This window comes from Agrobacterium pusense (assembly GCF_900102105.1).
Taxonomy (GTDB): Bacteria; Pseudomonadota; Alphaproteobacteria; order Rhizobiales; family Rhizobiaceae; genus Agrobacterium; species Agrobacterium pusense.
This window is the reverse complement of record NZ_FNBB01000007.1, coordinates 161,592-185,774: the sequence shown is the minus strand read 5'-3', so window position 1 is coordinate 185,774 and position 24,183 is coordinate 161,592. Positions and strand designations below refer to the sequence as shown.

The window sequence follows — 24,183 nt, the reverse complement described above, 5'->3', positions numbered from 1 at the left end:
CATGGCGCGGCGTGATGCCGTCCTGCGCGCTTTTTTGAATGGATAAGAAAAACAATGGCTCAACAGGACGAACTGGTTTTTGTGCCGCTTGGCGGCGTGGGTGAAATTGGCATGAATCTGGCGCTTTACGGCTACGGGCCGGCGAGCAAGCGCCAGTGGATCATGGTGGATTGCGGCGTGACCTTTGCCGGTCTCGATCTGCCTGGTGTCGATCTCGTGCTGCCCGATATCAGCTATATCGAGGCGCAGAAAAAGAACCTCAAGGGCATCATCATCACTCACGCGCATGAAGACCACTATGGTGCGCTGAACGATCTCTGGCCCGGCCTCAACGTGCCGGTCTATGCGTCTGCCTTCACCGCCGGCATGCTGGAGGCGAAGCGCGCTTATGAGGGCACCCGCGCGGAAATTCCGATCACACCGTTCAAGGCGGGTGACCGCATCAATGTTGGCCCCTTCGAAATCGAAGCGGTTGGCGTCAATCACTCCATCCCCGAACCGATGTCGCTGGTCATCCGCACACCGCTCGGTAATGTCATCCATACCGGTGACTGGAAAATCGATGAGGCGCCTTCACTTGGGCCGTTGACGGATGAAGCCCGCTTCCGCGCCATCGGTGAAGAGGGCGTGCTGGCGCTGATGTGCGACAGCACGAACTCCGTGCGTGATGGTGTATCGCCTTCCGAGCATGAGGTTTCGGAAGGTCTGCGCCAGATCATCGAAAATGCCGAAGGCCGCGTGGCCGTTACCACCTTCTCCTCCAATGTCGGGCGTATCCGCTCGATCGCGCAGGCGGCTGAGGCTGCCGGTCGTGAAGTGCTGCTGCTCGGCTCGTCGCTGAAGCGTGTCGTCAACGTGTCGCAGGACCTCGGCATTATGGAAGGCATCAAGCCGTTCCTCGCTGAAGATGAATTCGGTTATATTCCGCGTGATCGTGTGGTGCTGATCCTGACGGGTTCGCAGGGGGAACCGCGCGCAGCACTCGCCAAGCTTTCCCGTGATGAGATGCGTAATGTGGCGCTCGCCTCCGGCGATACGGTCGTCTTTTCGTCACGCGCCATCCCAGGCAACGAAAAGGCGATCATCGATATCAAGAACGGCCTGATCGAACAGGGCGTCCACATCGTCACCGACAATGAGGCGCTCGTTCACGTCTCCGGCCATCCGCGCCGTAACGAGCTTCTGAAGATGTATGAATGGACGAAGCCGCAGATCGTCGTGCCTGTGCACGGCGAGGCGGCGCATCTGGTGGCGCAGAAGGAACTGGCCGAACAGGCCGGCATTTCGCAGGTGCCGAAGGTGCGCAACGGCAACGTTCTGCGCCTTGCACCCGGCCCGGCGGAAGTAATCGATGACGTGCCGCATGGCCGCGTCTTCAAGGACGGCAATCTCGTCGGTGACATGGACGAGATGGGCATCAGCAATCGCCGCAAGCTCTCCTTCGCCGGCCACGTCGCCGTCAATGTCGTGCTGGACAGCCGTTACGACTTCCTCGGCGATCCCGATGTCGTGCCTTTCGGCCTGCCGGAATTCGATGATGAAGATGAGGCGATGGAGGACACGCTTTATGACGCCGTGCTCGGCGCCGTCGAGAGCATTCCGCGCGCCCGCCGCAAGGATCTGGAACTGCTGCGTGAAGCCGTGCGCCGTGCCGTACGCGCCGCCGCCAACCAGAGCTGGGGCAAGAAGCCGATCGTGACGGTTTTCGTAACCAAGGTCTGAGCCGGGAGGCAGGAGCTTTCGGGCGATAGTATCATCCGCACTCCGTCACCTCGGACTAGATCCGGGGTCCAGTGCGATCAAGTCCTTGATCGCGCAAAGACTCGACTCACGGCGCAGACGCGCCGTGGCTGGATGCCGGATCTAGTCCGGCATGACGGAGGAGAGGTCGTCCGCCTTCGTCAGCGCCCTGATGGCACCTGCTCAAAGCGCGGTTCTGGTTGTCCTCCCAAGGCTTTTTGCGCTTCTTGCCGAGAATTGATTCCGGTTCGCAGATGAATGCGTTACAAGAAGCCCATTGCGCAGGAGGATCACATGCCGCTTCTTTCGGCCTTCGCCGTTTATTTCATCGTCTGGTGGACGGTGCTTTTCATCGTGTTGCCGATTGGCCTGCGCACCCAGGATGAAGACGGAGATGTCGCACTGGGCACGGTCGCCAGCGCACCCTCCCGCTTCAAGGGCGGGCGGATAGTTTTGTGGACGACCCTGATCTCGGCTTTGATCTGTGGCCTATGGTATGGCGGAACCTGGTGGTTCGGTGTCAGCCTTGATGATCTGCCGAGAATTATTCCCGTTTTCGACTAAAGACAGCGGGGCGGTATCCGCCCCAGTCGCGTCTTGACGGGTCGGCCCGAGAACGAACCCCGGAACTGCCTAAGCATCGGGCAGTCTGCCATCAATCCGGCCAAACACTGTCATATGGATGTCATATCTATCGTGCAAACAGCAGGAGCTTGCTGATCTCAATTCATCGCGGAGCTCTGCGGAATGACGAAGCGAGCGGGGCAATTTGCCAGGGCAAAAAAAAACAAGGCCTTTCAGCCTTGTTTTCCAGTTTTCGCGTGATCTGTAACCGTTACCGGGGCTGCGAACGAGCGCGCCTAAGATCTGATCCTCCCAAGACTGACCGCGAAAATGACAAGAATTTAAACTTCCTGCCTCTTTTGTAAGCTAAAGCTAGCTCAAACCCCCAGCCTTGTCATCTCATTTTTTGCATATTTGTTACAGTCGGCAAAAAATTCCCTGTGGTGCATTTTGTCGCACCCTATCCAGAATAATATTTCGGCCAAAGCGTTTTGACGCGAATTAGCTATCGCGAAAATACAACGAAATGCCCATTAAACGCTCTTTTCATGGCGGGTTTTCATCCGCCCCGGAAACGGCTATATCCGGCGCCAATATCCCTCTATTCGGGGCGATTCCCGCAGCTTCGCGCGCTATCGTCCGCATCAATGGAAGCCGTCATGCGTCTCAGCCGTTATTTCATGCCCATCCTGAAGGAAAACCCCAAGGAAGCGGAAATCGTTTCTCACCGTCTCATGCTGCGCGCCGGCATGATCCGGCAGCAGTCGGCTGGCATTTATTCCTGGCTGCCGCTGGGCAAGCGTGTGCTGGACAAGGTCAACAAGATTATCCGCGAGGAGCAGAACCGCTCCGGCGCCATCGAGCTTCTGATGCCGACCCTGCAGTCCGCGGAACTCTGGCAGGAAAGCGGCCGTTACGACGACTACGGCAAGGAGATGCTGCGCATCAAGGACCGCCAGGATCGTCAGATGCTCTACGGCCCCACCAATGAGGAGATGATCACCGACATCTTCCGTTCCTATGTGAAGTCCTACAAGAACCTGCCGCTGAACCTCTATCATATTCAGTTGAAGTTCCGCGACGAGGTGCGTCCCCGCTTCGGCACGATGCGCTCGCGCGAATTCCTGATGAAGGACGCCTATTCCTTTGACCTGACCAAGGAAGATGCGATCCATTCCTATAACAAGATGTTCGTGGCTTACCTGCGCACGTTCGAACGTCTCGGCCTTCGCGCTATTCCCATGCGTGCCGATACAGGTCCGATCGGCGGCAACCACAGCCATGAATTCATCATTCTCGCTGATACCGGCGAATCCGAAGTCTTCTGCCACAAGAGCTTCCTGGACCGCGCCATTCCCGCCGAAAACACCGATTTCGATGATGTTGCAGCGTTGCAGGGCGTGTTTGACGAATGGACAGCCGATTACGCCGCCACCTCCGAGATGCATGACGAGGCCGCCTATGACGCCATTCCCGAGGGCGAGCGCCTTTCGGCACGCGGCATCGAAGTCGGCCACATTTTCTATTTCGGCACCAAATATTCCGAACCGATGGGCGCGAAAGTGCAGGGCAAGGATGGCAAGGAACATCCTGTCCACATGGGTTCCTATGGCATCGGCCCGACACGCCTTGTTCCCGCCATCATTGAAGCATCGCATGACGAGAACGGAATCATCTGGCCGGCTTCGGTCGCTCCTTTCGACGTCGTGATCATCAACATGAAGGCTGGAGACGCGGCCTGCGATGCTGCTTGCGAAAAGCTGTATTATTCGCTCTCCAACGCCGGCAAGGATGTTCTCTACGACGATACGGACGACCGTGCAGGCCAGAAATTCGCCACTGCCGATCTAATTGGCGTGCCGCTGCAGATCATCGTCGGTCCGCGCTCCGTCGCGAATGGCGAGGTCGAGGTCAAGGAGCGCAAGACCGGCGAGCGGGAAACCGTGACGATCGAGGCGGCGATGAACAGGGTGCTCGGTTAAGCGCGAGCGGAATTGGGGCGGCTTCACCCGAAGTCCACTCTCGTTTCGTGGCGTGGATGCCGCAGAAATATGGGCCGGTTTTCGGAAAAGACCGGCCTTGCAGTTTGAGATCAGGGAGACGACATGGCACAAGCCGAAGCTGAAAAGGGTGCGGCTGTTTCCGCCGGGGCAAAGACCGCCCGGCCGTTTTCCGCTTTTGAACGTATGGTGGCCTGGCGTTACCTGCGCTCACGGCGCAAGGAAGCCTTCATTTCCGTCATTGCCGGTTTTTCCTTTGTCGGCATTATGCTGGGCGTGGCGACGCTCATCATCGTCATGGCCGTCATGAACGGTTTCCGCACGGAACTGATCTCCCGCATTCTTGGCATCAACGGCCACATGATCGTTCAGCCGATCGACCAGCCCTTGAATAATTACGATGAGCTGGCGAAGAAGTTCGCCGCCGTCCCCGGCGTTACCATGGCCTTGCCGCTGGTGGAAGGCCAGACGCTTGCCTCCGGCCGCGGTGGCGCGGGCTCCGGCGCGCTGGTGCGCGGCGTGCGCCAGGAAGACATCGACAAGGTCAAGGAAGTCGCCACCAACATCAAGACGGGCGACCTCGTTGGCTTCATGGCCGGAGACGGCGTCCTCGTCGGCTCCAGGCTCGCTGCGCAATTGGGTGTTACTGCGGGTGACGATATTACCCTCATATCGCCGGAAGGTGATGTGACCCCGATGGGTGTCAATCCTCGCGTGAAATCCTACAAGATTTCCGGTGTCTTCGAAATCGGCATGTCCGAATATGACGCCTCGATGATCTACATGCCGCTCTCCGAGGCGCAGCTCTATTTCAACGCTGACGGCGTCGTGCAGTCCATCGAGCTTTATGTCAGCCGCCCGGATGACGTCGATGGCATCCGTCCGCTGGTGGAGCAGGCGGCGGAACGGCAGGTCTACATCACCGACTGGCGGCAGCGGAACCAGACCTTCTTTTCCGCGCTGCAGGTGGAGCGGAACGTGATGTTCATGATCCTGACCCTCATCGTTCTTGTGGCGGCGCTCAACATCATTTCCGGCCTGATCATGCTGGTAAAGGACAAGGGCAGCGATATCGCCATTCTGCGCACCATGGGCGCAAGCTCAGGTGCCGTCATGCGCATCTTTTTCATGACCGGCGCGGCGATCGGCACGGTCGGCACCTTCGCTGGAGTGGCGCTTGGCGTCATCGTCTGCCTCAATGTCGAATCCATCCGCCAGTTCTTCTCGTGGATTTCGGGCACGGTGCTGTTTGATCCGCAGCTCTATTTCCTCAGCCAGCTTCCGGCCGAAATGGATATTGGTGAAACCATCACCGTCGTCATCATGGCCCTGACGCTCTCTTTCCTGGCAACGATCTTCCCGGCCTGGCGTGCTTCCAAGCTCGATCCGGTGCAGGCCCTGCGTTACGAATAAGGACCGCTTCGCAATATGGCAAAAAAAACAGTGCTGCGGCTTACCGGCGTCGAGAGAACCTATGGTCAGGGCGAGACGTCGCTTTCCATTCTGCGCAAGGCGGATTTCCAGTTGAAGAGCGGTGAGATGGTGGCGCTGGTTGCCCCCTCCGGTACCGGCAAATCCACCCTGTTGCATCTCGCCGGGCTTCTCGAACATCCAGACGCCGGCGAAGTCTATATCAACGATGCGCCCTGCAACGGCCTGCCGGATGAGACGCGCACGGCGATCCGCCGCAGCGACATCGGCTTCGTTTATCAGTTCCACCATCTGCTGCCCGAGTTTTCGGCAGTTGAGAACGTGATGATGCCGCAGCTCATCGCCGGCCTGTCACAGGCGGAGGCGCGTAAACGCGCGAGCGCGCTTCTGGATTACATGCGGGTGGGGCATCGTGGCGAACACCGTCCGGCCGAGCTCTCCGGGGGGGAACAGCAGCGCGTCGCCATTGCCCGCGCCGTCGCCAATGCACCGCTCCTGCTGCTGGCGGACGAGCCGACTGGCAATCTCGATCCGGAGACCGCCTCTTATGTCTTCGACGCACTGGAGGCGCTGGTTCGCCAGTCCGGCCTCGCAGCACTGATCGCGACGCATAACCACGAGCTCGCCGGCCGGATGGATCGCCGCGTAACGCTCGCCGAGGGCAAGATCGTCGATTTTTGACGTGACCGAGCCTGTCCCGCCTTCCACCGACGCCGAACAGCGGGTGAGGCGAGGGATCGGATGCGACCTTGACGGAGGCTAGCCGCTTGGCTGCCGCGAGCATGGATTTTCCAAGTTTCATTTTTTGAACCCGGAGGATTTTTCTTCCGGGTTTTTCGCTTTGGAGTCAGCGGCTTGCGGTTTTGGAAGCGGGAACCGAAAGCGATTCTGCCACGTTGGCAAGGAGAACATCAGCAGAACCCTGTTGACAATCGAACGAAATAAGAACAAAGTTGGAACATAACGAGTAAGGAGAGACCAATGACTGATTTCATCCGTGACGTTGCCGCTTTCACCTCCATTGCTGTCTTCGTTGCCAGCTTTTCGGTAATCCTCACCGCGCTGTGAAGAAGATACCGGCGCAGAAGCCTGTATGGACATCGCAAAGCGGTGGACATCAAGCGCCGGAAATCGGAAAATCGCCCCCGTGATTCAGAATGACAGGATGATGATATGGGCGATACGGTTGTGCGGGCAGAAACCTCTGACGAAAACCTGAACACCCCGGGTTTCGTTCATCTTCGGGTTCATTCCGCTTACTCCCTGCTTGAAGGGGCTCTGCCCCTCAAGAAAATCATGTCCAAGGCCGTTTCAGACGGCCAGCCGGCCATTGCCATTACAGATACCAACAACCTTTTCGTTGCGCTGGAGTTTTCCGAGAAGGCGCGGGATGAGGGTTTGCAGCCCATCATCGGCTGCCAGCTGTCGATCGACATGCAGGATGCGGCGGAGGATCGCCGCAACCACAACAGCCACCTTCAGAAACTTCCCGCTATCGTTCTTCTCGCCGCCGATGCCGAAGGGTATGAGCGGCTGGTGGATCTTGTGAGCCGTGCCTATCTTGAGGGCGAGGGCAGTGGCCATTCCGTGCACATTACCCGCGCATGGCTGGAAGAGGACTCAAATGCGGGCCTGATCGCGCTGACCGGCGCTTCCGGCGGCCCGGTGGATATGGCCTTGAGGGAAGGTCATGCCGCCCAGGCGAAGGAACGGCTGCTGACACTGAAGTCACTCTTCGGTGACCGGCTTTATATCGAATTGCAGCGTCAGTCCGGGTATGACCGTTCGCATGAGCGGCGTATGATCGGCCTCGCTTATGACCATGATATTCCGCTGGTTGCCACAAACGAGGCGTTCTTCCCGTCAAAGGCCGACTACGAAGCGCATGACGCGCTGATGGCGGTGGCGCATAATGCCATTGTTTCGGACGACAGCCGCTTTCGCCTGACGCCCGACCATTACCTCAAAAGTCGAGAAGAAATGACGGCGTTGTTTGCAGACCTGCCGGAGGCGCTGGACAATACCGTCGAGATTGCGTTGCGCTGCTCTTATGTGCTGAAGAAGCGCGGGCCTATCCTGCCACGTTTCACCGGCGCCAGCGATGATCCTGAGGCGGCGGAACGCGCCGAAGCGGAAGAGCTTCGACGTCAGGCGGTGGAGGGGCTGGATCAGCGCCTTGCCGCGCTCGGTATGGCGCCAGGTTATACGGAACAGGATTATCGCGAGCGGCTCGATTTCGAGCTCGGCGTCATCTCGCGCATGAAGTTCCCCGGTTATTTCCTGATCGTTGCCGACTTCATCAAATGGGCCAAGCAGCACGATATCCCGGTCGGACCGGGCCGTGGTTCGGGCGCGGGTTCGCTCGTCGCTTACGCGCTGACGATTACCGATGTCGATCCGCTGCGTTTCTCACTGCTGTTCGAACGCTTCCTTAATCCTGAACGCGTGTCGATGCCCGACTTCGACATCGATTTCTGCCAGGATCGTCGTGAAGAAGTGATCCGCTACGTTCAGGCCAAATACGGCCGCGAGCAGGTTGCGCAGATCATCACCTTCGGTTCGCTCCAGGCGCGCGCGGCCCTGCGCGACGTCGGCCGCGTGCTGGAAATGCCCTACGGGCAGGTGGACAAGATCTGCAAGCTGGTGCCCAACAACCCGGCCAACCCGACGCCGCTTTCGAAGGCGATCGAGGAGGAGCCGCGCCTGCAGGAAGAAGCGGACAGGGAGCCTGTTGTCGCGCGCCTGCTGGATATCGCCCAGAAGATCGAGGGGCTTTATCGCCACGCCTCAACCCATGCTGCCGGTATCGTCATCGGCGACCGGCCGCTGTCGAAGCTGGTGCCGATGTATCGCGATCCGCGGTCCGATATGCCGGTCACCCAGTTCAACATGAAGTGGGTTGAAAGCGCCGGCCTCGTCAAATTCGACTTTCTTGGCCTGAAAACGCTGACGGTGCTGAAGGTGGCCGTCGATTTTGTCGCCAAGCGCGGCATCAAGGTCGATCTCGCCGCCATCCCGCTCGATGACGCCAAGACGTATGAAATGCTGTCGCGCGGTGAGACCATCGGCGTGTTCCAGGTGGAAAGTGCCGGCATGCGCAAGGCGCTGATCGGCATGCGGCCGGACTGCATTGAGGACATTATCGCTCTGGTGGCGCTATATCGTCCCGGCCCGATGGAGAACATCCCCGTTTATAACGCCCGCAAACATGGCGAAGAAGAGCTGGAATCGATCCACCCGGCCATCGACCATCTGCTGAAGGAAACACAGGGCGTTATCGTTTATCAGGAACAGGTGATGCAGATCGCCCAGGTTCTGTCGGGTTATTCGCTTGGCGAAGCCGATCTTCTGCGCCGAGCCATGGGTAAGAAGATCAAGGAGGAAATGGACAAGCAGCGCGAGCGCTTCGTTGATGGCGCCATCAAGAACGGTGTCTCGAAACCGCAGGCCGACACCATCTTCGATCTCCTCGCAAAATTCGCCAATTACGGCTTCAACAAGAGCCATGCCGCAGCCTACGCGATTGTCTCCTACCAGACGGCCTATATGAAGGCGCATTATCCGGTGGAGTTCCTGGCGGCCTCCATGACGCTCGATATGGCCAATACGGAAAAGCTCAACGATTTCCGTCAGGACGCCGGTCGTCTCGGCATCGAAATCGTAGCACCGTCCGTCCAGACCTCGTTCCGCCAGTTCGAAACGGGCGAGAACCGCATTTATTATTCGTTGGCTGCCATCAAGGGTGTTGGCGAAGGAGCGGTCGAACATATCGTGGCGATCCGCGGCGACAAGCCGTTCACGAGCCTCGAGGATTTCTGCCTGCGCATCGACCCCAAACAGATTAACCGTCGTGTGCTCGAGAGTCTCATCAATGCCGGTGCTTTCGATTGTTTCGGCCGCGACCGCGCAGAGTTGATCGGCGGGCTGGACCGTATCATCGGTTATGCCCAGATGGCGCAGAACAACCGCACCATCGGCCAGTCGGACATGTTCGGCTCGGGCGGCGGCAATGGCCCGGAAAAGCTGGTGCTTCCTGCCTTCCAGCCCTGGCTTGCCTCGGAAAAGCTGCTGCGCGAATATCAGGTTCTCGGTTTCTACCTCACGGCCCACCCGCTGGATACCTATCGCCCCGTACTGGAAAAATTGCGCGTGCAGAATTTCGCCGATTTTTCCGCTGCTGTGAAACAGGGAGCGACTGCCGGGCGTCTTGCCGGCACCGTTACCGGCAAACAGGAGCGAAAGACGCGCACCGGCAACAAGATGGGTATCGTCACCTTCTCGGATGCTTCAGGGCAATATGAGGCGGTGTTGTTTTCCGAAGGTCTCGGCCAGTACCGCGACCTGCTTGAGGTCGGCAAGTCGTTGGTGATCACGGTGCAGGCGGAAGAGCGCCCTGAAGGTATCGGTCTGCGCATCCAGACGGCGCAGTCGCTGGAAGAAAAATCCGTGCAGATGCAGAAGGCACTGCGCGTTTATGTGCGTGATTCCGGCCCGCTGAAAACGGTTGCCCGCCACCTCAACACCAGGGGTGACGGCTCGGTCTATTTCATCGTTATCAAGGATGAGGGGAGCCGCGAGATCGAGGTCGAGCTGACGGAGAAATACCGTATTTCGCCCGAAATAGCCGCTGCTCTTCGGTCAGCCCCCGGTGTCGTTGATGTAGAGCTGGTGTGAGGCGCAGCGCCTTCGCGCCTCGCTCAGACCGGCCCTTCCTTCGTCACGGTGATGAAGTCCGTTCCCGTTCCTGTCTCCATCTGGTGACTGAGGTCGGAAACGGTGATGGAGCTTCCGCTTGAGAGTTCCTGCTCAATCCGGGCGCGTATATCCTGCGGAATGTCGAGACGGCTGAGCACGGCACTCAACTGGTCGAAACCGCCGGGCGCTTCGGTAACGGTGATGCCGAGCCGCTTGCGGGCAGCGGCTGGCAGATGATTGTCGAGCGTTACGCCGTTCCATTCGGCGGTTCCGGCAGCGCGATCCACGGACACCGCCTCGAAAAAATGGGTTCCGAGCGCGACTTCCGGGTCCTTGATGTCGATGGCGGCCTCAAAAAGCGGCTTGAAGTCCTGCCGCACCATGATCTGCCCGGTTGGTGGGTGGTCCTCACCGGCGGAGGCATAAAGCGCCGCCACGAAAGCGTCGGTCAGAAGGGGCCCTGACGTTTTTAACCCCTTCCACCGCTTGAAACCGTTGATGGCGCTGATCGTCATCTCCCCGGCATAACCGTCGGCCGAACCGGCATCGAAGCCGAGACGGGTGAGCACGGTCTGAATATCCATTACCCTTTCCCGCTCGCCACGCCTTGTGATGAGAATGCGCAGCGGTGAAGGCTCTCTCGCCTTCGCCGTCGATTTGATGGCCTGGGTTTTTTCATTGACGGCGACCTCGACCGCGCCCAGAGCCGCATCGAAGCTCGCGGGCCGCAACTCTACATCCGACAGAAGCAGCTTGCCGTCATCTGCGTCGTCACGCGGCGAAAACAGCGCCGGATGTTGCACAAAGCGCAGCGAGACCGGGCGGGCGGTGATGATGACATGCACCCCGGTACGCGTATCACCGAAGAGGGACTTTGCGAATTTGGAAGGCAGGCGCACACAGCCGTGGGAAGCCGGATAGTTCGGCACCTTGCCCTCGTGCAGCGCGATGCCGGACCAGGTCAGTCGCTGCATGAACGGCATGGGGGCGGCCGAATAGATATTCGACTCGTGGTATTTCCGCTTCTCTAGAATGGAGAATATGCCGCTCGGTGTCTCATGCCCGGCCTTGCCGGTCGAGACTTTGGAGGTGGCGATGATTTCACCATTTTCATAAAGCGCGAGCGACTGGTCACTTTTCGATACAAGTATCTGCAGGGACCTGCTGTTAGCGGCGAGTGCCGGAAAGGCGAGAATGCTGGCCGACAGCATGCCGGCCATAAGACGGAGGCGAAGGGACATGACGCAATACACCACATGCACAAAACTTCCCTCACTCAACCACGCTAAGTTTAATGAAGTTTAAGGGCGGCGCTGCCGCGCTATCACTAATTTGTGTAAAATCTAAAATAAATAGTTCGGGAGATCGATGCGCCGATATGTCGGCCGAAGGGCTTAACGGGTTCGGTTATTTCCGCGAGCCAAACGTATAGCCGGTCTCGACGCTGCCCTTGCCGAACTTGTCGCGCAGCTTGTCCATTGCCGCTTCCGCCGCGGCCCGGCGCCCCGCCTGTCTGTCGACGAGATCGGGAGGATCGGCAAGGCCGGCATCGCGCAGATCGCTGACGCCGATGCCGAGGAGGCGAAATTTCGTGCCGTCGGTTTCCTTTTCGAGCAATGAGAGGCCGGTGCGGAAAATTCGGTCGGCAAGCTGCGTGGGGTCGTCCAGCTTGCGATTACGGGTGCGAATCCTGAAGTCGGCCGTCTTCATTTTCAAGACAACCGTATGGCCGGCAATGCCATTTTTCTTAAGCCTCCAGGCGACTTTTTCCGAGAGCGACCGCAGGATCGGCACAAGGTCCTCATGGCGGGAAATATCGTTGAAGAAGGTGGTTTCGGATGAGACGCTTTTGGCAGGGTCGTTATTGTGCACATGCCGCTCGTCAATGCCGCGCGACAGCCGGAAGAGCCGTTGGCCCATCACGCCATAACGGCGCATCAGCTCGCTTTCCTGCATCTCCTGCAGCTGTGCGATCATGCGGATGCCGTCGGCCTCCAGCGTCGCCGCGAAGGCCTTGCCCACGCCCCAGATGGTCGTGACCGGCCGCGCCGCAAGAAACGACAGCGCTTCCGCTTCGCCAATCACGGAAAAGCCGCGGGGCTTTTGCAGGTCGGACGCGACCTTGGCGAGAAATTTACAGTAGGAAAGCCCGGCTGAAACCGTCACCCCCACTTCCTTTTCCACGCGCCGGACAAATTTCGCCAGCACGCGCGCCGGTGGATCGTGATGCAGCTTCTCGGTGCCTGAAAGATCGAGAAACGCCTCGTCTATGGAAAGCGGCTGCACCAGCGGCGTCAACTCCTGCATCATCGCCCTGATTTCGCGCCCGACACGACTGTATTTCTCCATGTCAGGTTTGATGACCACGGCGTCGGGACAGGCTTCAAGCGCCTTGAACATGGGCATAGCGGAGCGCACGCCCTGAATACGGGCAATATAACAGGCCGTGGAAACCACCCCGCGCTTGCCGCCGCCAATGATGACAGGTTTATCGGCCAGTTCCGGATTATCCCGCTTTTCAACGGAGGCATAAAAGGCATCGCAATCGATATGGGCGATGCTCAGACCGTAGAGTTCGGCGTGATAGACAAGCCGCGGGCTCCCGCAGGCACGGCAACGTCTCAGCCCCTCTGGCTGGCCGACCAGACAGTCGCGGCAAAAACCGGGATCATAAGGATGCGACGTGGACATGGGCCGAAAACAAAACCAGAACGTCGCCGACCATACTCCGGTTGTAACAACGGCTCAAGGGCTCTTCCCTTAATACACACCCGAATCCAGCCCGGGTCCGGAAAAGTGGTGCCAGGCCGCAGCCACCGTTTCGGGCGAAGTGTCAGTCGCGGCGCAGAACGCCATGAGATCGGGTTCGTGGCTCATCAGGAAATCGGTGAGTCCCGCCAGAAAACCTGGATCACTGACGGCCTGGCGCAGCATATTGGCCTGTAATCCGCTCAACGCCAGAAAGCGTCCCAGCATTTCCGGCTCGTTTGCCAGCCAGCCAAGTATGGCGGCCGCCGTTTCTTGCGGATCCTGGCTGGGATTGCCTTTGTTTTTTGTATCGCGCAGCATTTCTCACCTGAAGTTACCTATTTTGAAACCAAATCCCTCTAGCCTTGCGCAACAAATGGACGATGGAATCGGTTCTCAGCCAACTTATATGTCTGGGTGAAGGTTTCAAAGCGAAACGGGGACTGCTCACCATGCCCAAGCAGGTCATGATAGTCGAAGACAACGAGCTGAACATGAAGCTCTTTCGCGACCTGATCGAGGCGTCTGGTTATACGACGATCCAGACACGCAACGGCATGGAAGCGCTCGATCTCGCCCGCAAGCACCGGCCGGATCTGATCCTCATGGATATCCAGCTGCCGGAGGTTTCGGGGCTGGAGGTGACGAAGTGGCTGAAGGAAGATGACGAGTTGCATGTCATTCCGGTCATCGCGGTCACCGCTTTCGCCATGAAGGGAGACGAGGAGCGCATTCGCCAGGGGGGATGCGAGGCCTATGTGTCGAAGCCGATTTCCGTCCCGAAGTTCATTGAAGTCATCAAGACTTATCTGGGCGATGCGTGAGGCGACTGGGGAACGGTTATGACGGCGAGAGTTCTGGTTGTTGACGATATTCCGGCCAATGTGAAGCTTCTCGAGGCCCGGCTGGTGGCGGAGTATTTCGATGTCGTTACCGCCGAGGATGGCTTCAAGGCGCTTGCCATCTGCGATAAAGAGCAGGTCGATATCATCCTCCTCGATATCATGATGCCGGGCATGGATGGTTTCGAAGTCTGCGAAAGGCTGAAAGCCAATCCCGATACGGCGCATATCCCCGTTGTGATGGTCACGGCGCTGGATCAGCCCTCGGATCGCGTGCGGGGTCTGAAGGCTGGAGCCGATGATTTCCTGACCAAGCCGGTCAATGACCTGCAGTTGATCGCCCGCGTCAAAAGCCTGGTGCGCCTGAAGGCCGTTAGCGACGAATTGCGCGTGCGCGCTGAAGCGGCCCGTCAGATTGGCATCGAAGAGATGCTGCGCAGCGATGGGCTGATGCAGACGCCGGGCCGGATTCTGGTTGCGGATGGCCGCGCCAGCTCGCAGGAGCGCATCGTTCGGGCGCTGAAGCCGGTGGCAGAGGTGGATGCCGTCACGGAGCCGCAGGCGGCCCTGCTCAAGGCGACAGGCAATCCCTTCGAGCTTGTCATCGTCAATTCGAATTTCGAAGATTACGATCCGCTGAGACTGTGCTCGCAGCTTCGCTCGCTGGAGCGGACCCGTTTCCTTCCGTTGCTCCTCGTGGCGGAGCAGGGGGCCGACGACATGGTGGCGCGCGCGCTGGATCTCGGCGTCAACGATTACATCCTTCGTCCGATCGATCCCAACGAACTCGTTGCCCGATCGCTGACGCAGATCAGGCGCAAACGCTACAATGAACATCTGCGGCTCAATCTCCAGCACACCATGGAGCTCGCCATCGTTGACGGCCTGACCGGCCTCAACAATCGTCGTTACCTCGACAATCATCTCAAGATACTCTTCGACCGCGCTGCTGTCCGCGGCCGCCCGATCTCCATCTGCATGACCGATATAGACCGCTTCAAGCTGGTCAATGATACCTATGGTCATGATGTGGGTGACGAAGTCCTGCGGGAATTTGCGGCACGCATCCGCAGCACGGTCCGCGGCGCCGATCTCGCCTGCCGCTACGGCGGCGAGGAATTTGTCGTCGTCATGCCGGACACGCCGATAGAGCTTGCTGCGAGCGTTGCCGAACGCCTGCGGACGATCGTGGAAGACAAGCCTTTCTACGTCCGTTCCATCGATCGTGAACTGAGCATCACGGCATCGCTCGGCATAGCATCCGGCAGCGGCGCCTTTGGAACGCCGGACGAACTGCTGAGGCAGGCTGACAGGGCGCTTTACGAGGCTAAACACGCCGGCCGAAACCGCGTCGTATCGGCGGCCGCCTGAACGGCTTTGCGAAGTAGCGGTGCGGGAGAATTGCACCGCCGTCCAAAATAATTTCGGACGTCTCAAGAAAACGGTAAAGGAAAGCCCGGCCTTTAGGAGCCAAGTCCCTGACTTCGCCTGTATTTTAACTTCATGCAATGAAAAGGCGAAATCGCGCGAGGCAACTAGATTTCAAGTTGAAAAATATATTGAATTCAATCTCGTGAAAAACTATAGTGTGCCAGCGTTGTATATTTAACCATGTTTTTCAGGTGACTTGTCGCTGGCTTAAGAATTTGTTGATTTTTATTTTACTTCTGCGCACACTCCTTGTTGAGAGTAACAGTTCTTCCGGCGGTTCTTCCGTCTTTTGATGATGGAATGAGAGCGGCGTGTGCCGCTGCGGTTTCGCTTGTCAGGGGCTGGTTTTGCGTAGTTTGAATGCCCCATGATGCTCAGGTCCGCCGCATCTCCTGAATCGTGGGGTCGGTCGGCTGACGATGTTCGATTCGGTTCCTCGTGCCGTAACGCATCGTTGGCCGGCCGCCTTATTCCCTGCTTGATGCGTTGGAGCATCGCTCGCTTTGAAAAGATCGGCGGCATTCCCAACGCCGTGAAGTCGACACGCCGTCGCTTTCTCTTACAATCACGTTCCGCATCGTAGGGGTAGCCGTCGGCGTTTTCAGTTGCCCCGCCGGGCAATCGGACGGCCTGTGGCCGCTGACGGGGGGCAGTGGTATCAAACCTGCAACATATGTTGTCGCCGGCGCGGCGGAGAGAATCAGGTGGGGCAGCCGGCCAGGCGTGAAGCCGTGTCGACAGGGCGTTCTGCTGAGCGAATGGCCTGTATCCGCATAAACAAAAAACGCGCCCGTGGGGGCGCGCTTTTGCCGGAACACCGATCAAGAAATTACTTGATCTTGGTTTCCTTGAATTCGACGTGCTTGCGTACAACCGGGTCGTACTTCGTCTTAGTCATCTTGTCCGTGAACGTACGGCTGTTCTTGGTGGTGACGTAGAAGGTACCGGTGTCGGCTGTCGACAGCAGCTTGATCTTGATTGTTGTAGCTTTCGCCATGGTCGTCCTGCCTTTAAACAAAAGAGAAGCCGCAGGCGCTTCTCACCTCGGCTAAATCTGGCGCGAAACTACGTATCGCGCCTGAAAAGTCAAGCCTGTTTTGCCCTGAAAACAAAACGGACGGCATAAAGGACCACGTAGAGCCCGAAAAATACCGCCAGCGACCAAGCGAAGCCGTCGGTTCCGGCGACGTCCATGGAAATGCCCACGGCCTGCGGCCCCGCGATCGTACCAATGGCGTAACAGAAGATGAAGGCGGCATTTGCGGCCACCAGGTCGGCACCCTTCAGACGCGACCCGAGATGGGTAAGGCCGACCGTATACATGCCGGAAACGAGGCCGCCCCAGAACAGCAGCAGTGCCGCCACCAGGATCCAGCTTTCCACCAGGAACGGCAGGGCCAGCGTGCCGCAGACGCCGGCAAGGGCCATCAGGCCCAGCATCGTCCGCCGGTCCTTCATCCTGTCCGAAAGCAGGCCGATCGGTATCTGGAAGACCATGTTGCCAATGCCCATCACGGTAAGGAGAAGGGCCGCCTGCGATTCGTTGAAGCCTTCCCTGGTGGCATAGATCGGAAACAGCGAAAGGCCGCCTGCCTGTACCGAGCCGAAGACGAAAGCGGCGGCTGATGCCATCGGCACCAGCCAGACATAACGGACGAAATGGTGGTTGGGCCGCTCGTCCAGTTCCGGGCTCTCACCACGCGCCATGAAGATGGGAATTGCCGCAAGCAATATGATTGCCGCCCCGACGAGGAAAGGCAGGATGCCTTCGCTGCCAACCGCCGAAAACAGAAGCGGACCAACGGCAAAACCGACCGCAAGGCCGGTGGCGTAGATGCCGAGAACCATACCGCGCTTCTTCGGCGGCGCCGTCATGTTGATCCAGTATTCGGAGAGGATGAAGAGCGTGGTGGTTGCGCCATGGAAGACGATTCGCAGGGGAAACCACATCCAGAAAGCATCGGCGAAATAAAAGCCGAGCGCGCTCAGCGCGGAGATGAAAACCGCAAACAACATGGTGCGGGCCACGCCAAAATCATGCGCGATCTTGGTGGTCACCGGGGCCGCCATCATGGCCGCGACGCCGGCCATGGCCGAGTTCACCCCGATCATGGTGGAGGAGATGCCGCGTTTCTCAAGGATGATCGACAGGAGCGGCAGGCCAAGGCCGATGGCGACGCCGACCGCACTGATGGCGGAAATGGCGGCGATCAGTGAGGGCCAGTGAATGGCATCCGCTTCTTCGCATTTCATTTGTGACATGACGGCCTTTATACAAAGTCTCGAATGAACCGGCCGTGGCGCGTGACATAAAGCCGCGCGGGGCTTTCATAGGGCAGTGAGGGATCACCTATCATGAAATTTGTGACATCTTCGAGAACCGTACGCGTGATTTTCGGCATGTTCAGACCGGAAAGGTCTGTCATGTCAAGCCATTGCACGTTGTGAAGCTCTTCGGAATCCCGGGTTAGCCGGATATCCAGCCGCAATTCGTCGGCATAACAGCAAAAGAATCGCGTGTCGTAACGCCTGACATTGCCGGGCGGTGTTATGGCGCGCGCCACATAGCGAAAACAGGAGAGGTCCGGACCTTCAGCAGCCGGCCCGAGCTCGACCCCGGTTTCCTCCACAAGTTCGCGCGCGGCGGCAAGCGCCAGCGCCCTTGCCCCGGCGACGCTCAGGCGCCGCGAAGCCGACGCCGTCAGGCTGTCAAGGACAGCGGGATGCAGATCGCCGGAAAAGGGCAGCGCATGGTCGCGCGGGTCGCGTTTGCCGCCTGGAAAGACATAAGTGCCGGGCATGAAGACGTGGGCGCTGCTGCGCTGGCCCATCAGCACCCGTGTCGTCGGGCCGGATCGGTCGAACAGAATGAGGGAGGCGGCATCGCGCGGCCGCAATGGGGCGCTTGCCGCTTCCGCCTTGGTGGAATGCCGGGGCATGTACAAGACCCGCGCGCGTCAGTGCGAGGAGCCGTCTATCTGTATCTGCGGTTTTTTCCCGTCGAAGCCATGCATGCGCAGCGCCCATTGCAGACCGATGACGCCGCCCTTGATGGGCTGCAGCGTCAGAAGCGCGGCCAGAATTGTGATTGGTACCCAGATGGCGAAATGAGCCCACATGGGAATGTTTAGAACCATGTCCGTCATCATGAAGCCGCCGACCGCGATGTGGCCGATGATGACGATGGAGATATAGGGTGGCAGGTCGTCCGATCGATGATGGTGCATTTCCTCGCCGCAGGCCGCGCAGGCGTCCACCGGCTTCAGCCAGGCGCGGAAGAGGCGGCCGCTGCCACAGGCCGGGCAGCGATTGGCCATGCCGCGCATGATGGACCGGCCAAGGGGCCGCTCGGCGCTATCGTCTCCGAAGGTAACTGTCTCCGAGCCCTGATGTGCACTCATCCTTAAGTCCTTCCCGTCCGTTCAACCGCTGAGGCGGCTTTGTTATCGTCGCCTTCTCGGCGGCCGTGTTCCGGGCTTGGCGGCAGCCCGTGCTGTCCGCCGTCCGGCCTTGTGGAACGAGCGCACGCCCACCGGCATCTTCCGCCCGGGACTCAGCATATCGAATCTGAGCGCACCCGCCAGCGGCACCGCTTCCGCGAGCCTTACCTGCACCGTGTCGCCAAGCTGATAACCAAGACCGGTCTTTTCCCCCGTGAGAGCCTGATGGGCTTCGTCATACAGGAAATAATCCGTTCCGAGTGTAGATATAGGAACGAAACCATCAGCGCCAAACTGCGGAAGCGCGACAAATAGTCCCGCCTTGGTGACACCGCCGACCCGGCCCTCGAATTCCTCGCCGACCCGCTCGGAAAGATGATGGGCGATCAGGCGGTTGACGGTGTCGCGCTCGGCCGCCATGGCGCGGCGCTCGAAGGTCGAGATTTCAGCGGCGATATCGTCGAGTGTCGCTTCTTCCTGTGGCGTGATGCCGCCTTCGCCTAGCCCCAGAGAACCCACCAGCGCGCGATGCACGATGAGGTCGGCATACCGGCGGATCGGCGAGGTGAAATGGGCATATTTCATGAGGTTCAGGCCGAAATGGCCGATATTTTCGGGGCTGTAAATAGCCTGGCTCTGGCTGCGCAGCACCATCTCGTTGACCATGATCTGGTGCGGCGTGTCGAGAGCGCGTGCCAGAATGCCGTTGAAGGAATTGGCGCGCATGGCCGCACCCTTGGCCATGGTAATGCCGATCGTGCCGAGAAATTCGCGCAGCACCTCCTGCTTGGAAAGCGTGGGCGCATCGTGGACACGGTAAACCAGCGGCTGCTTCTTTTTTTCCAGCGTCTCGGCGGCGGCGACATTTGCCTGGATCATCATTTCTTCGATCAGCTTGTGCGCATCGAGACGTTCGGGAATGACCACGGAGTCGACGGTGCCGTCAGGGCGCAGCTTGATCTTCCGCTCGGGCATGTCGAGTTCCAGCGGCTGGCGCCGGTCACGGCCTCGCTTCATCACCTCATAGGCGTGCCACAGGGGCTTGAGGATCGGCTCCAACAGCGGTCCAGTCTTGTCGTCGGGCTTGCCGTCGATCGCCGCCTGTGCCTGCTGGTAGGAGAGCTTGGCGGCGCTCTTCATCATGATCCGATGGAAGGTATGGCCGGCCTTGCGGCCTTCCTTCGAGAAAGTCATCCGCACCGCAAGGGCAGGGCGGTCGACGCCTTCCTTCAGCGAGCAGAGATCGTTGGAAATACGCTCCGGCAGCATCGGTACGACGCGATCCGGGAAATAAACGGAGTTGCCGCGTTTCAGCGCCTCGCGGTCCAGTGGCGAACCCGACCGAACATACCAGGAGACATCTGCAATGGCGACGGTGACGATGACACCATCGGGATTGTCGGGCGATGTGTCCGGTTCGGCATAGACCGCATCGTCATGATCCTTGGCATCGGCCGGATCGATCGTGATGAGTGGCAGGTCGCGCCAGTCCTCGCGGTGGGACATCGTCGCTGCCTTGGCCGCATCCGCTTCGGCAAGAACATTCTGCGGGAATATATGCGGGATGCCGTGGGCGTGGATTGCGATCATCGAGATCGCCTTTTCCGAGGCGACGGAGCCGATGACCGAAAGAACCTTAGCACGCGTCAGGCCGTAACGACCGCTGTTGCGCGAGGTTTCGACCTCGATCAGATCGCCATCCTTAGCATCGCCGACGCCATCGGGATCGATGACCATTTCCTCGCCGCGGCGATCGATTGGCATCAGCCGTCCGCCGCCGCCGGGCGTCTCCTTGAACACGCCGAGCAGTGCATTCTGGCGGCGGTCGATCAGCTTGACGACGCGGGCGGTGTAGGCGGGACCGGTGCTTTCCTTCGAAGGGAAGATTTTCGCGAGAATACGGTCGCCGAGACCGGCGGCCGGGGCCTTCTTGCCACGGTCCTGCGAGGACTGGCGGATCAGCACGGCCGGCGCTGCGCCCAAATCCTCAAGCCATTCCGCCGGGCGGCCGATCAGTTCGCCGTCCTTGTCGCGGGTCGTGATGTCGAGAACCGTCACAGGCGGCAGGCCGCCCGGTCGCGTCAGCGACTTGCGGCTCTTGTGCACCATGCCGTCGACTTCAAGTTCCTTCAGCAGCGCCTTGAGGACAACGCGGTTTTCACCCTTCAGCCCGAAAGCCTTGGCAATTTCGCGTTTGGAGGCCTGTTGCGGATGGTCTGCGATGAATTTCAGCAGCACTTCACGCGAAGGCACCTCGCCGTGGATGATGCCTTCACCTTCGCTCACCCGCTTGCCGCGCCCGGTGCGTCCGAAACCGTCGCTGGCGGAACCCTGTCTCTGACGCGGCGCTTTGCTCACTCTGCTGCCTTCTTGGGTTTGGCCGCTGCCTTCGGCTTGGCGGCCGTCTTGCTCTTTGTCGCCGCCTTGGCCTTGGTCGCCTTCGGCTTTGCAGCGGCGTCACCATCGGCCTTCTTGGCGGTTGTTTTCTTGGCCTTGGCGGGCTTGCCGCCGGTGCCGGTCTTGGCAATGCGCTCGGCGATCAACACGAGCGCCTCGTCCAGCGTCACGGATGCAGGATCCTGCCCCTTGGGAATGGTGGCGTTGACTTTGCCCCAGTTCACATAGGCGCCGTAGCGCCCGTCACGAACGGTGATCGGGCCGCCATCAGGGTGGTCGCCCAACTCCTTGAGAGCAGCGGGCGTGCCGCTACGGCCGCGTCCCGGACCCTTGCTCTGCTTTTCAGCAATCACGGTCACGGCGCGGTTGAGGCCGATCGAGAACACGTCCTCGATACTCTCCAAGTTCGCATAGGAACCATCATGCAGCAGGAAAGGTCCGTAACGGCCGAGACCAGCCGAGATCATCTTGCCGGTTTCCGGGTGCTTGCCGATATCGCGCGGCAGGTTGATGAGCGCCAACGCCTTTTCGTGATCGATATCCTCAGGCTTCCAGCCCTTCGGCAGCGAGGAGCGCTTGGCTTCCTTGCCGTCACCGCGCTGGATATAGGGCCCGAAACGGCCGGAGCGAAGCGTCAGCTCCTCGCCGGTCATGGGATCAGCGCCCAGCGCCTTCGGCTCGTTGAGAGCAGCGGCTTCAGCTTCCGCGCCATCGGAGGTCAGCTGGCGGGTATAGTTGCACTCAGGGTAGTTCGAGCAACCCACAAAGGCACCGTATTTGCCGAGCTTCAGCGACAGATTGCCGGTGCCGCAAACCTGACAGATGCGCGGATCGGAACCATCCTCGCGCTTCGGGAACACCAGCGGCGCCAGAACCTCGTTCAGCGCATCCAGCACGTTGGTGACGCGCAGTTCCTTGGTATCTTCGATCTGCGCGAAGAAATCCTTCCAGAAATCGCGAAGAACCTGCTTCCAGTCCAGTTCGCCGGCGGAAATGCGGTCGAGCTTTTCTTCAAGGGCGGCGGTGAAATCATACTCGACGTATTTGGTGAAGAAGCTTTCGAGGAAAGCCGTCACCAGCCGGCCACGCGAATGCGGCACCAGCTTGCGCTTGTCGATGACGATATATTCGCGGTCGCTCAGCGTCTTCAGCGTCGCCGCATAGGTGGAAGGACGGCCGATGCCGAGTTCTTCCATCTTCTTGATCAGGGACGCTTCCGAATAACGCGGCGGCGGCTCGGTGAAGTGCTGGCTGGCATTGATCTTCTGCTTGGCGAGGTTCTCGCGCTCATTGATCGGCGGCAGACGGCCTTCGTCGTCACCATCATCGCTTTGCTCGCCATCTTCCTTCTGGTCGGTATACGCGGCAATGAAGCCGTCGAAGCGGATAACCGAGCCGACAGCGCGCAGGCCAGCCTTCTCGCCGCCGTTGCTGGCAAGAATCTCAACCGTCGTGCGCTCGATTTCGGCTGACGCCATCTGGCTCGCAATACCGCGTTTCCAGATCAGCTCGTAAAGGCGCAGCTGGTCGGCATCGAGGTAACGCTTCACCTGATCCGGTGTGCGGTTGAAATCGGTCGGGCGGATCGCCTCGTGCGCTTCCTGCGCATTTTTGGCCTTGGTAGAGTAGAAACGCGCTTTTTCCGGCACGTAACGGCCACCGAACTGCTCGCCAATAGCCTTACGCGCAGCATCGATCGCTTCCGGGGCCATCTGCACGCCGTCGGTACGCATATAGGTGATCAGACCGACGGTCTCGCCGCCGATATCGATGCCTTCATAAAGCTTCTGCGCCACCTGCATGGTGCGCGAGGCGCCGAAGCCCATCCGCGAAGAAGCCGCCTGCTGCAGCGTCGAGGTCGTAAAGGGAGGGCTGGGATTGCGTTTGACGGGTTTCGCCTCGACGCTATCCACCACGTAGGTCGCGCCTTCGAGCAGCGCTTTCAGCCGGTTCGCATCGTCGCCGGTCTTGATGGCGCGGTTCTGCAATCGCTTGCCATCGGCCGAAACCAGCCTAGCCTCGAACTCGTCACCGCGCGGTGTCTTCAAAAGTGCGCTGATGTTCCAGTATTCTTCGGAAACGAAACGCTCGATTTCGGATTCGCGATCGCAGACGAGACGCAGCGCCACGGACTGCACCCGGCCGGCCGAACGCGCACCCGGCAGCTTGCGCCACAGAACCGGAGAGAGGTTGAAGCCGACGAGATAGTCGAGCGCTCGGCGGGCGAGATAGGCGTCCACCAGCGGCACATCGATGTCGCGCGGGTTCGCCATCGCGTCCAGCACCGCTTTCTTGGTGATGGCGTTGAAGACGACGCGCTTCACCGGCTTGTCGCCGAGAACCCGCTTCTTCTTCAAAAGATCGAGAACATGCCAGGAAATGGCTTCCCCTTCGCGATCCGGGTCGGTTGCCAGAAAGAGGCCGTCGGAGGATTTTACCGCATCGGCAATATCCTTCATGCGCTTGGCGGAGGCGCTGTCAACTTCCCAGGACATTTCGAAATCCTGGTCAGGCAACACCGATCCGTCCTTGGCAGGAAGGTCCCTGACGTGGCCAAAGGATGCAAGAACCTTATAGCCCGAGCCGAGATACTTGTTGATCGTCTTGGCTTTGGCAGGAGATTCTACGACGACGACATTCATATTGTTCTTCTCTGGAACTGGTCCGTTAACGTGGCCCCGGTTGCAGCCTATTGCCGCAATTGGCCTTCTTTATAATTCGACATGGACAGGTAATGCCCGCTGGTCAAGAGGCAAGCCCGATTTTCTCGCTTTGAGACGACTACAACCTATGGATAATCTATCGTTGTATTGCAATCTTTGGTAAATTGGTTATGATGGGCAACATCATTTGAATCTACTTGACGCTCTTCGTTTCAGTCCGGCATTCTCAGGA

The 24,183-nt window shown here is 59.3% G+C and carries 18 protein-coding genes; 8 read left to right on the top strand and 10 right to left on the bottom strand.

Translation table 11 applies throughout. The features are described 5' to 3' along the window. Positions 1-54 precede the first annotated feature (54 nt). The 5 genes from BLU28_RS16950 to BLU28_RS16930 all read left to right on the top strand — a co-directional run bounded on the left by BLU28_RS16950 (position 55) and on the right by BLU28_RS16930 (position 6,416). Positions 55-1,722: a ribonuclease J gene (locus BLU28_RS16950; RefSeq protein ID WP_077987068.1), complete on the top strand. Its 1,668-nt coding sequence runs from the start codon at positions 55-57 to the stop codon at positions 1,720-1,722. A 276-nt stretch (positions 1,723-1,998) separates the two neighbouring features. Next, the gene (locus BLU28_RS16945; RefSeq protein WP_006697998.1) at positions 1,999-2,304 is read left to right on the top strand and encodes a DUF1467 family protein; all 306 of its coding nucleotides are present in this window, start codon (positions 1,999-2,001) and stop codon (positions 2,302-2,304) included. 659 nt (positions 2,305-2,963) lie between these two features. Next, positions 2,964-4,286 (top strand): proline--tRNA ligase, encoded by a 1,323-nt coding sequence (gene proS / locus BLU28_RS16940; RefSeq protein WP_006697999.1) that lies wholly within the window; start codon positions 2,964-2,966, stop codon positions 4,284-4,286. Positions 4,287-4,409: 123 nt separating this feature from the next. Beyond that, positions 4,410-5,717: a lipoprotein-releasing ABC transporter permease subunit gene (locus BLU28_RS16935; RefSeq protein WP_077987069.1), complete on the top strand. Its 1,308-nt coding sequence runs from the start codon at positions 4,410-4,412 to the stop codon at positions 5,715-5,717. A 15-nt stretch (positions 5,718-5,732) separates the two neighbouring features. After that, the gene (locus BLU28_RS16930) at positions 5,733-6,416 is read left to right on the top strand and encodes an ABC transporter ATP-binding protein (RefSeq protein ID WP_004441345.1); all 684 of its coding nucleotides are present in this window, start codon (positions 5,733-5,735) and stop codon (positions 6,414-6,416) included. A gap of 117 nt (positions 6,417-6,533) precedes the next feature. On the opposite strand, the gene BLU28_RS26000 is transcribed toward BLU28_RS16930, so the two are convergent. Beyond that, positions 6,534-6,836: a hypothetical protein gene (locus tag BLU28_RS26000; protein WP_131258784.1), complete on the bottom strand. Its 303-nt coding sequence runs from the start codon at positions 6,834-6,836 to the stop codon at positions 6,534-6,536. A gap of 72 nt (positions 6,837-6,908) precedes the next feature. Between BLU28_RS26000 and dnaE the strand changes: the two genes are divergently transcribed. After that, the gene (dnaE, locus tag BLU28_RS16925; protein ID WP_077987070.1) at positions 6,909-10,409 is read left to right on the top strand and encodes a DNA polymerase III subunit alpha; all 3,501 of its coding nucleotides are present in this window, start codon (positions 6,909-6,911) and stop codon (positions 10,407-10,409) included. Between the two features lie 23 nt (positions 10,410-10,432). Here dnaE and BLU28_RS16920 read toward each other — a convergent pair whose 3' ends face one another. From BLU28_RS16920 to BLU28_RS16910, 3 genes are all read right to left on the bottom strand, one after another. Beyond that, positions 10,433-11,671, bottom strand: coding sequence for a L,D-transpeptidase family protein (locus BLU28_RS16920; protein WP_077987071.1), 1,239 nt, complete (start codon positions 11,669-11,671; stop codon positions 10,433-10,435). 166 nt (positions 11,672-11,837) lie between these two features. Next, the gene (locus BLU28_RS16915; protein ID WP_022556042.1) at positions 11,838-13,121 is read right to left on the bottom strand and encodes a DNA polymerase IV; all 1,284 of its coding nucleotides are present in this window, start codon (positions 13,119-13,121) and stop codon (positions 11,838-11,840) included. Positions 13,122-13,190: 69 nt separating this feature from the next. Next, complete coding sequence (locus BLU28_RS16910) at positions 13,191-13,499, bottom strand: DUF3572 domain-containing protein (protein WP_077987072.1); 309 nt, start codon at positions 13,497-13,499, stop codon at positions 13,191-13,193. Between the two features lie 131 nt (positions 13,500-13,630). On the opposite strand from BLU28_RS16910, the gene BLU28_RS16905 reads away from it, so the two are divergent. Both BLU28_RS16905 and BLU28_RS16900 read left to right on the top strand, forming a co-directional pair. Beyond that, positions 13,631-14,002 (top strand): response regulator, encoded by a 372-nt coding sequence (locus BLU28_RS16905; RefSeq protein WP_003521498.1) that lies wholly within the window; start codon positions 13,631-13,633, stop codon positions 14,000-14,002. Between the two features lie 18 nt (positions 14,003-14,020). Further along, positions 14,021-15,391, top strand: coding sequence for a PleD family two-component system response regulator (locus BLU28_RS16900; RefSeq protein WP_004441356.1), 1,371 nt, complete (start codon positions 14,021-14,023; stop codon positions 15,389-15,391). 889 nt (positions 15,392-16,280) lie between these two features. Here the strand turns inward: BLU28_RS16900 and rpmG are convergent. The 6 genes from rpmG to topA all read right to left on the bottom strand — a co-directional run bounded on the left by rpmG (position 16,281) and on the right by topA (position 23,930). Next, the gene (gene rpmG, locus BLU28_RS16895) at positions 16,281-16,448 is read right to left on the bottom strand and encodes a 50S ribosomal protein L33 (protein ID WP_003496403.1); all 168 of its coding nucleotides are present in this window, start codon (positions 16,446-16,448) and stop codon (positions 16,281-16,283) included. 89 nt (positions 16,449-16,537) lie between these two features. After that, positions 16,538-17,704: an MFS transporter gene (locus BLU28_RS16890; protein WP_006698003.1), complete on the bottom strand. Its 1,167-nt coding sequence runs from the start codon at positions 17,702-17,704 to the stop codon at positions 16,538-16,540. A gap of 17 nt (positions 17,705-17,721) precedes the next feature. Beyond that, positions 17,722-18,390: an NUDIX hydrolase gene (locus tag BLU28_RS16885; protein ID WP_077987073.1), complete on the bottom strand. Its 669-nt coding sequence runs from the start codon at positions 18,388-18,390 to the stop codon at positions 17,722-17,724. An 18-nt stretch (positions 18,391-18,408) separates the two neighbouring features. After that, the gene (locus BLU28_RS16880) at positions 18,409-18,852 is read right to left on the bottom strand and encodes a DUF983 domain-containing protein (protein ID WP_004441365.1); all 444 of its coding nucleotides are present in this window, start codon (positions 18,850-18,852) and stop codon (positions 18,409-18,411) included. 42 nt (positions 18,853-18,894) lie between these two features. After that, positions 18,895-21,249 carry a ribonuclease R gene (rnr, locus tag BLU28_RS16875; protein WP_077987074.1) on the bottom strand — a complete coding sequence of 785 codons (2,355 nt, stop codon included), beginning with the start codon at positions 21,247-21,249 and terminating at the stop codon, positions 18,895-18,897. After that, the gene (topA, locus tag BLU28_RS16870) at positions 21,246-23,930 is read right to left on the bottom strand and encodes a type I DNA topoisomerase (protein ID WP_034495748.1); all 2,685 of its coding nucleotides are present in this window, start codon (positions 23,928-23,930) and stop codon (positions 21,246-21,248) included. The genes rnr and topA overlap by 4 nt, the downstream gene beginning before the upstream one ends. Between the last annotated feature and the right edge of the window lie 253 nt (positions 23,931-24,183).

What these genes read in the sequence shown, in the direction of transcription:
- BLU28_RS16885 (WP_077987073.1), bottom strand. Translation starts at nt 18,390, where the DNA reads ATGCCCCGGCATTCCACCAAGGCGGAAGCGGCAAGCGCCCCATTGCGG.
- BLU28_RS16890 (WP_006698003.1), bottom strand. Translation starts at nt 17,704, where the DNA reads ATGAAATGCGAAGAAGCGGATGCCATTCACTGGCCCTCACTGATCGCC.
- proS (WP_006697999.1), top strand. Translation starts at nt 2,964, where the DNA reads ATGCGTCTCAGCCGTTATTTCATGCCCATCCTGAAGGAAAACCCCAAG.
- BLU28_RS16950 (WP_077987068.1), top strand. Translation starts at nt 55, where the DNA reads ATGGCTCAACAGGACGAACTGGTTTTTGTGCCGCTTGGCGGCGTGGGT.
- BLU28_RS16880 (WP_004441365.1), bottom strand. Translation starts at nt 18,852, where the DNA reads ATGAGTGCACATCAGGGCTCGGAGACAGTTACCTTCGGAGACGATAGC.
- BLU28_RS26000 (WP_131258784.1), bottom strand. Translation starts at nt 6,836, where the DNA reads ATGTCCATACAGGCTTCTGCGCCGGTATCTTCTTCACAGCGCGGTGAG.
- rpmG (WP_003496403.1), bottom strand. Translation starts at nt 16,448, where the DNA reads ATGGCGAAAGCTACAACAATCAAGATCAAGCTGCTGTCGACAGCCGAC.
- BLU28_RS16930 (WP_004441345.1), top strand. Translation starts at nt 5,733, where the DNA reads ATGGCAAAAAAAACAGTGCTGCGGCTTACCGGCGTCGAGAGAACCTAT.
- topA (WP_034495748.1), bottom strand. Translation starts at nt 23,930, where the DNA reads ATGAATGTCGTCGTCGTAGAATCTCCTGCCAAAGCCAAGACGATCAAC.
- BLU28_RS16935 (WP_077987069.1), top strand. Translation starts at nt 4,410, where the DNA reads ATGGCACAAGCCGAAGCTGAAAAGGGTGCGGCTGTTTCCGCCGGGGCA.
- BLU28_RS16900 (WP_004441356.1), top strand. Translation starts at nt 14,021, where the DNA reads ATGACGGCGAGAGTTCTGGTTGTTGACGATATTCCGGCCAATGTGAAG.
- BLU28_RS16905 (WP_003521498.1), top strand. Translation starts at nt 13,631, where the DNA reads ATGCCCAAGCAGGTCATGATAGTCGAAGACAACGAGCTGAACATGAAG.
- BLU28_RS16945 (WP_006697998.1), top strand. Translation starts at nt 1,999, where the DNA reads ATGCGTTACAAGAAGCCCATTGCGCAGGAGGATCACATGCCGCTTCTT.
- BLU28_RS16915 (WP_022556042.1), bottom strand. Translation starts at nt 13,121, where the DNA reads ATGTCCACGTCGCATCCTTATGATCCCGGTTTTTGCCGCGACTGTCTG.
- BLU28_RS16920 (WP_077987071.1), bottom strand. Translation starts at nt 11,671, where the DNA reads ATGTCCCTTCGCCTCCGTCTTATGGCCGGCATGCTGTCGGCCAGCATT.
- BLU28_RS16910 (WP_077987072.1), bottom strand. Translation starts at nt 13,499, where the DNA reads ATGCTGCGCGATACAAAAAACAAAGGCAATCCCAGCCAGGATCCGCAA.
- dnaE (WP_077987070.1), top strand. Translation starts at nt 6,909, where the DNA reads ATGGGCGATACGGTTGTGCGGGCAGAAACCTCTGACGAAAACCTGAAC.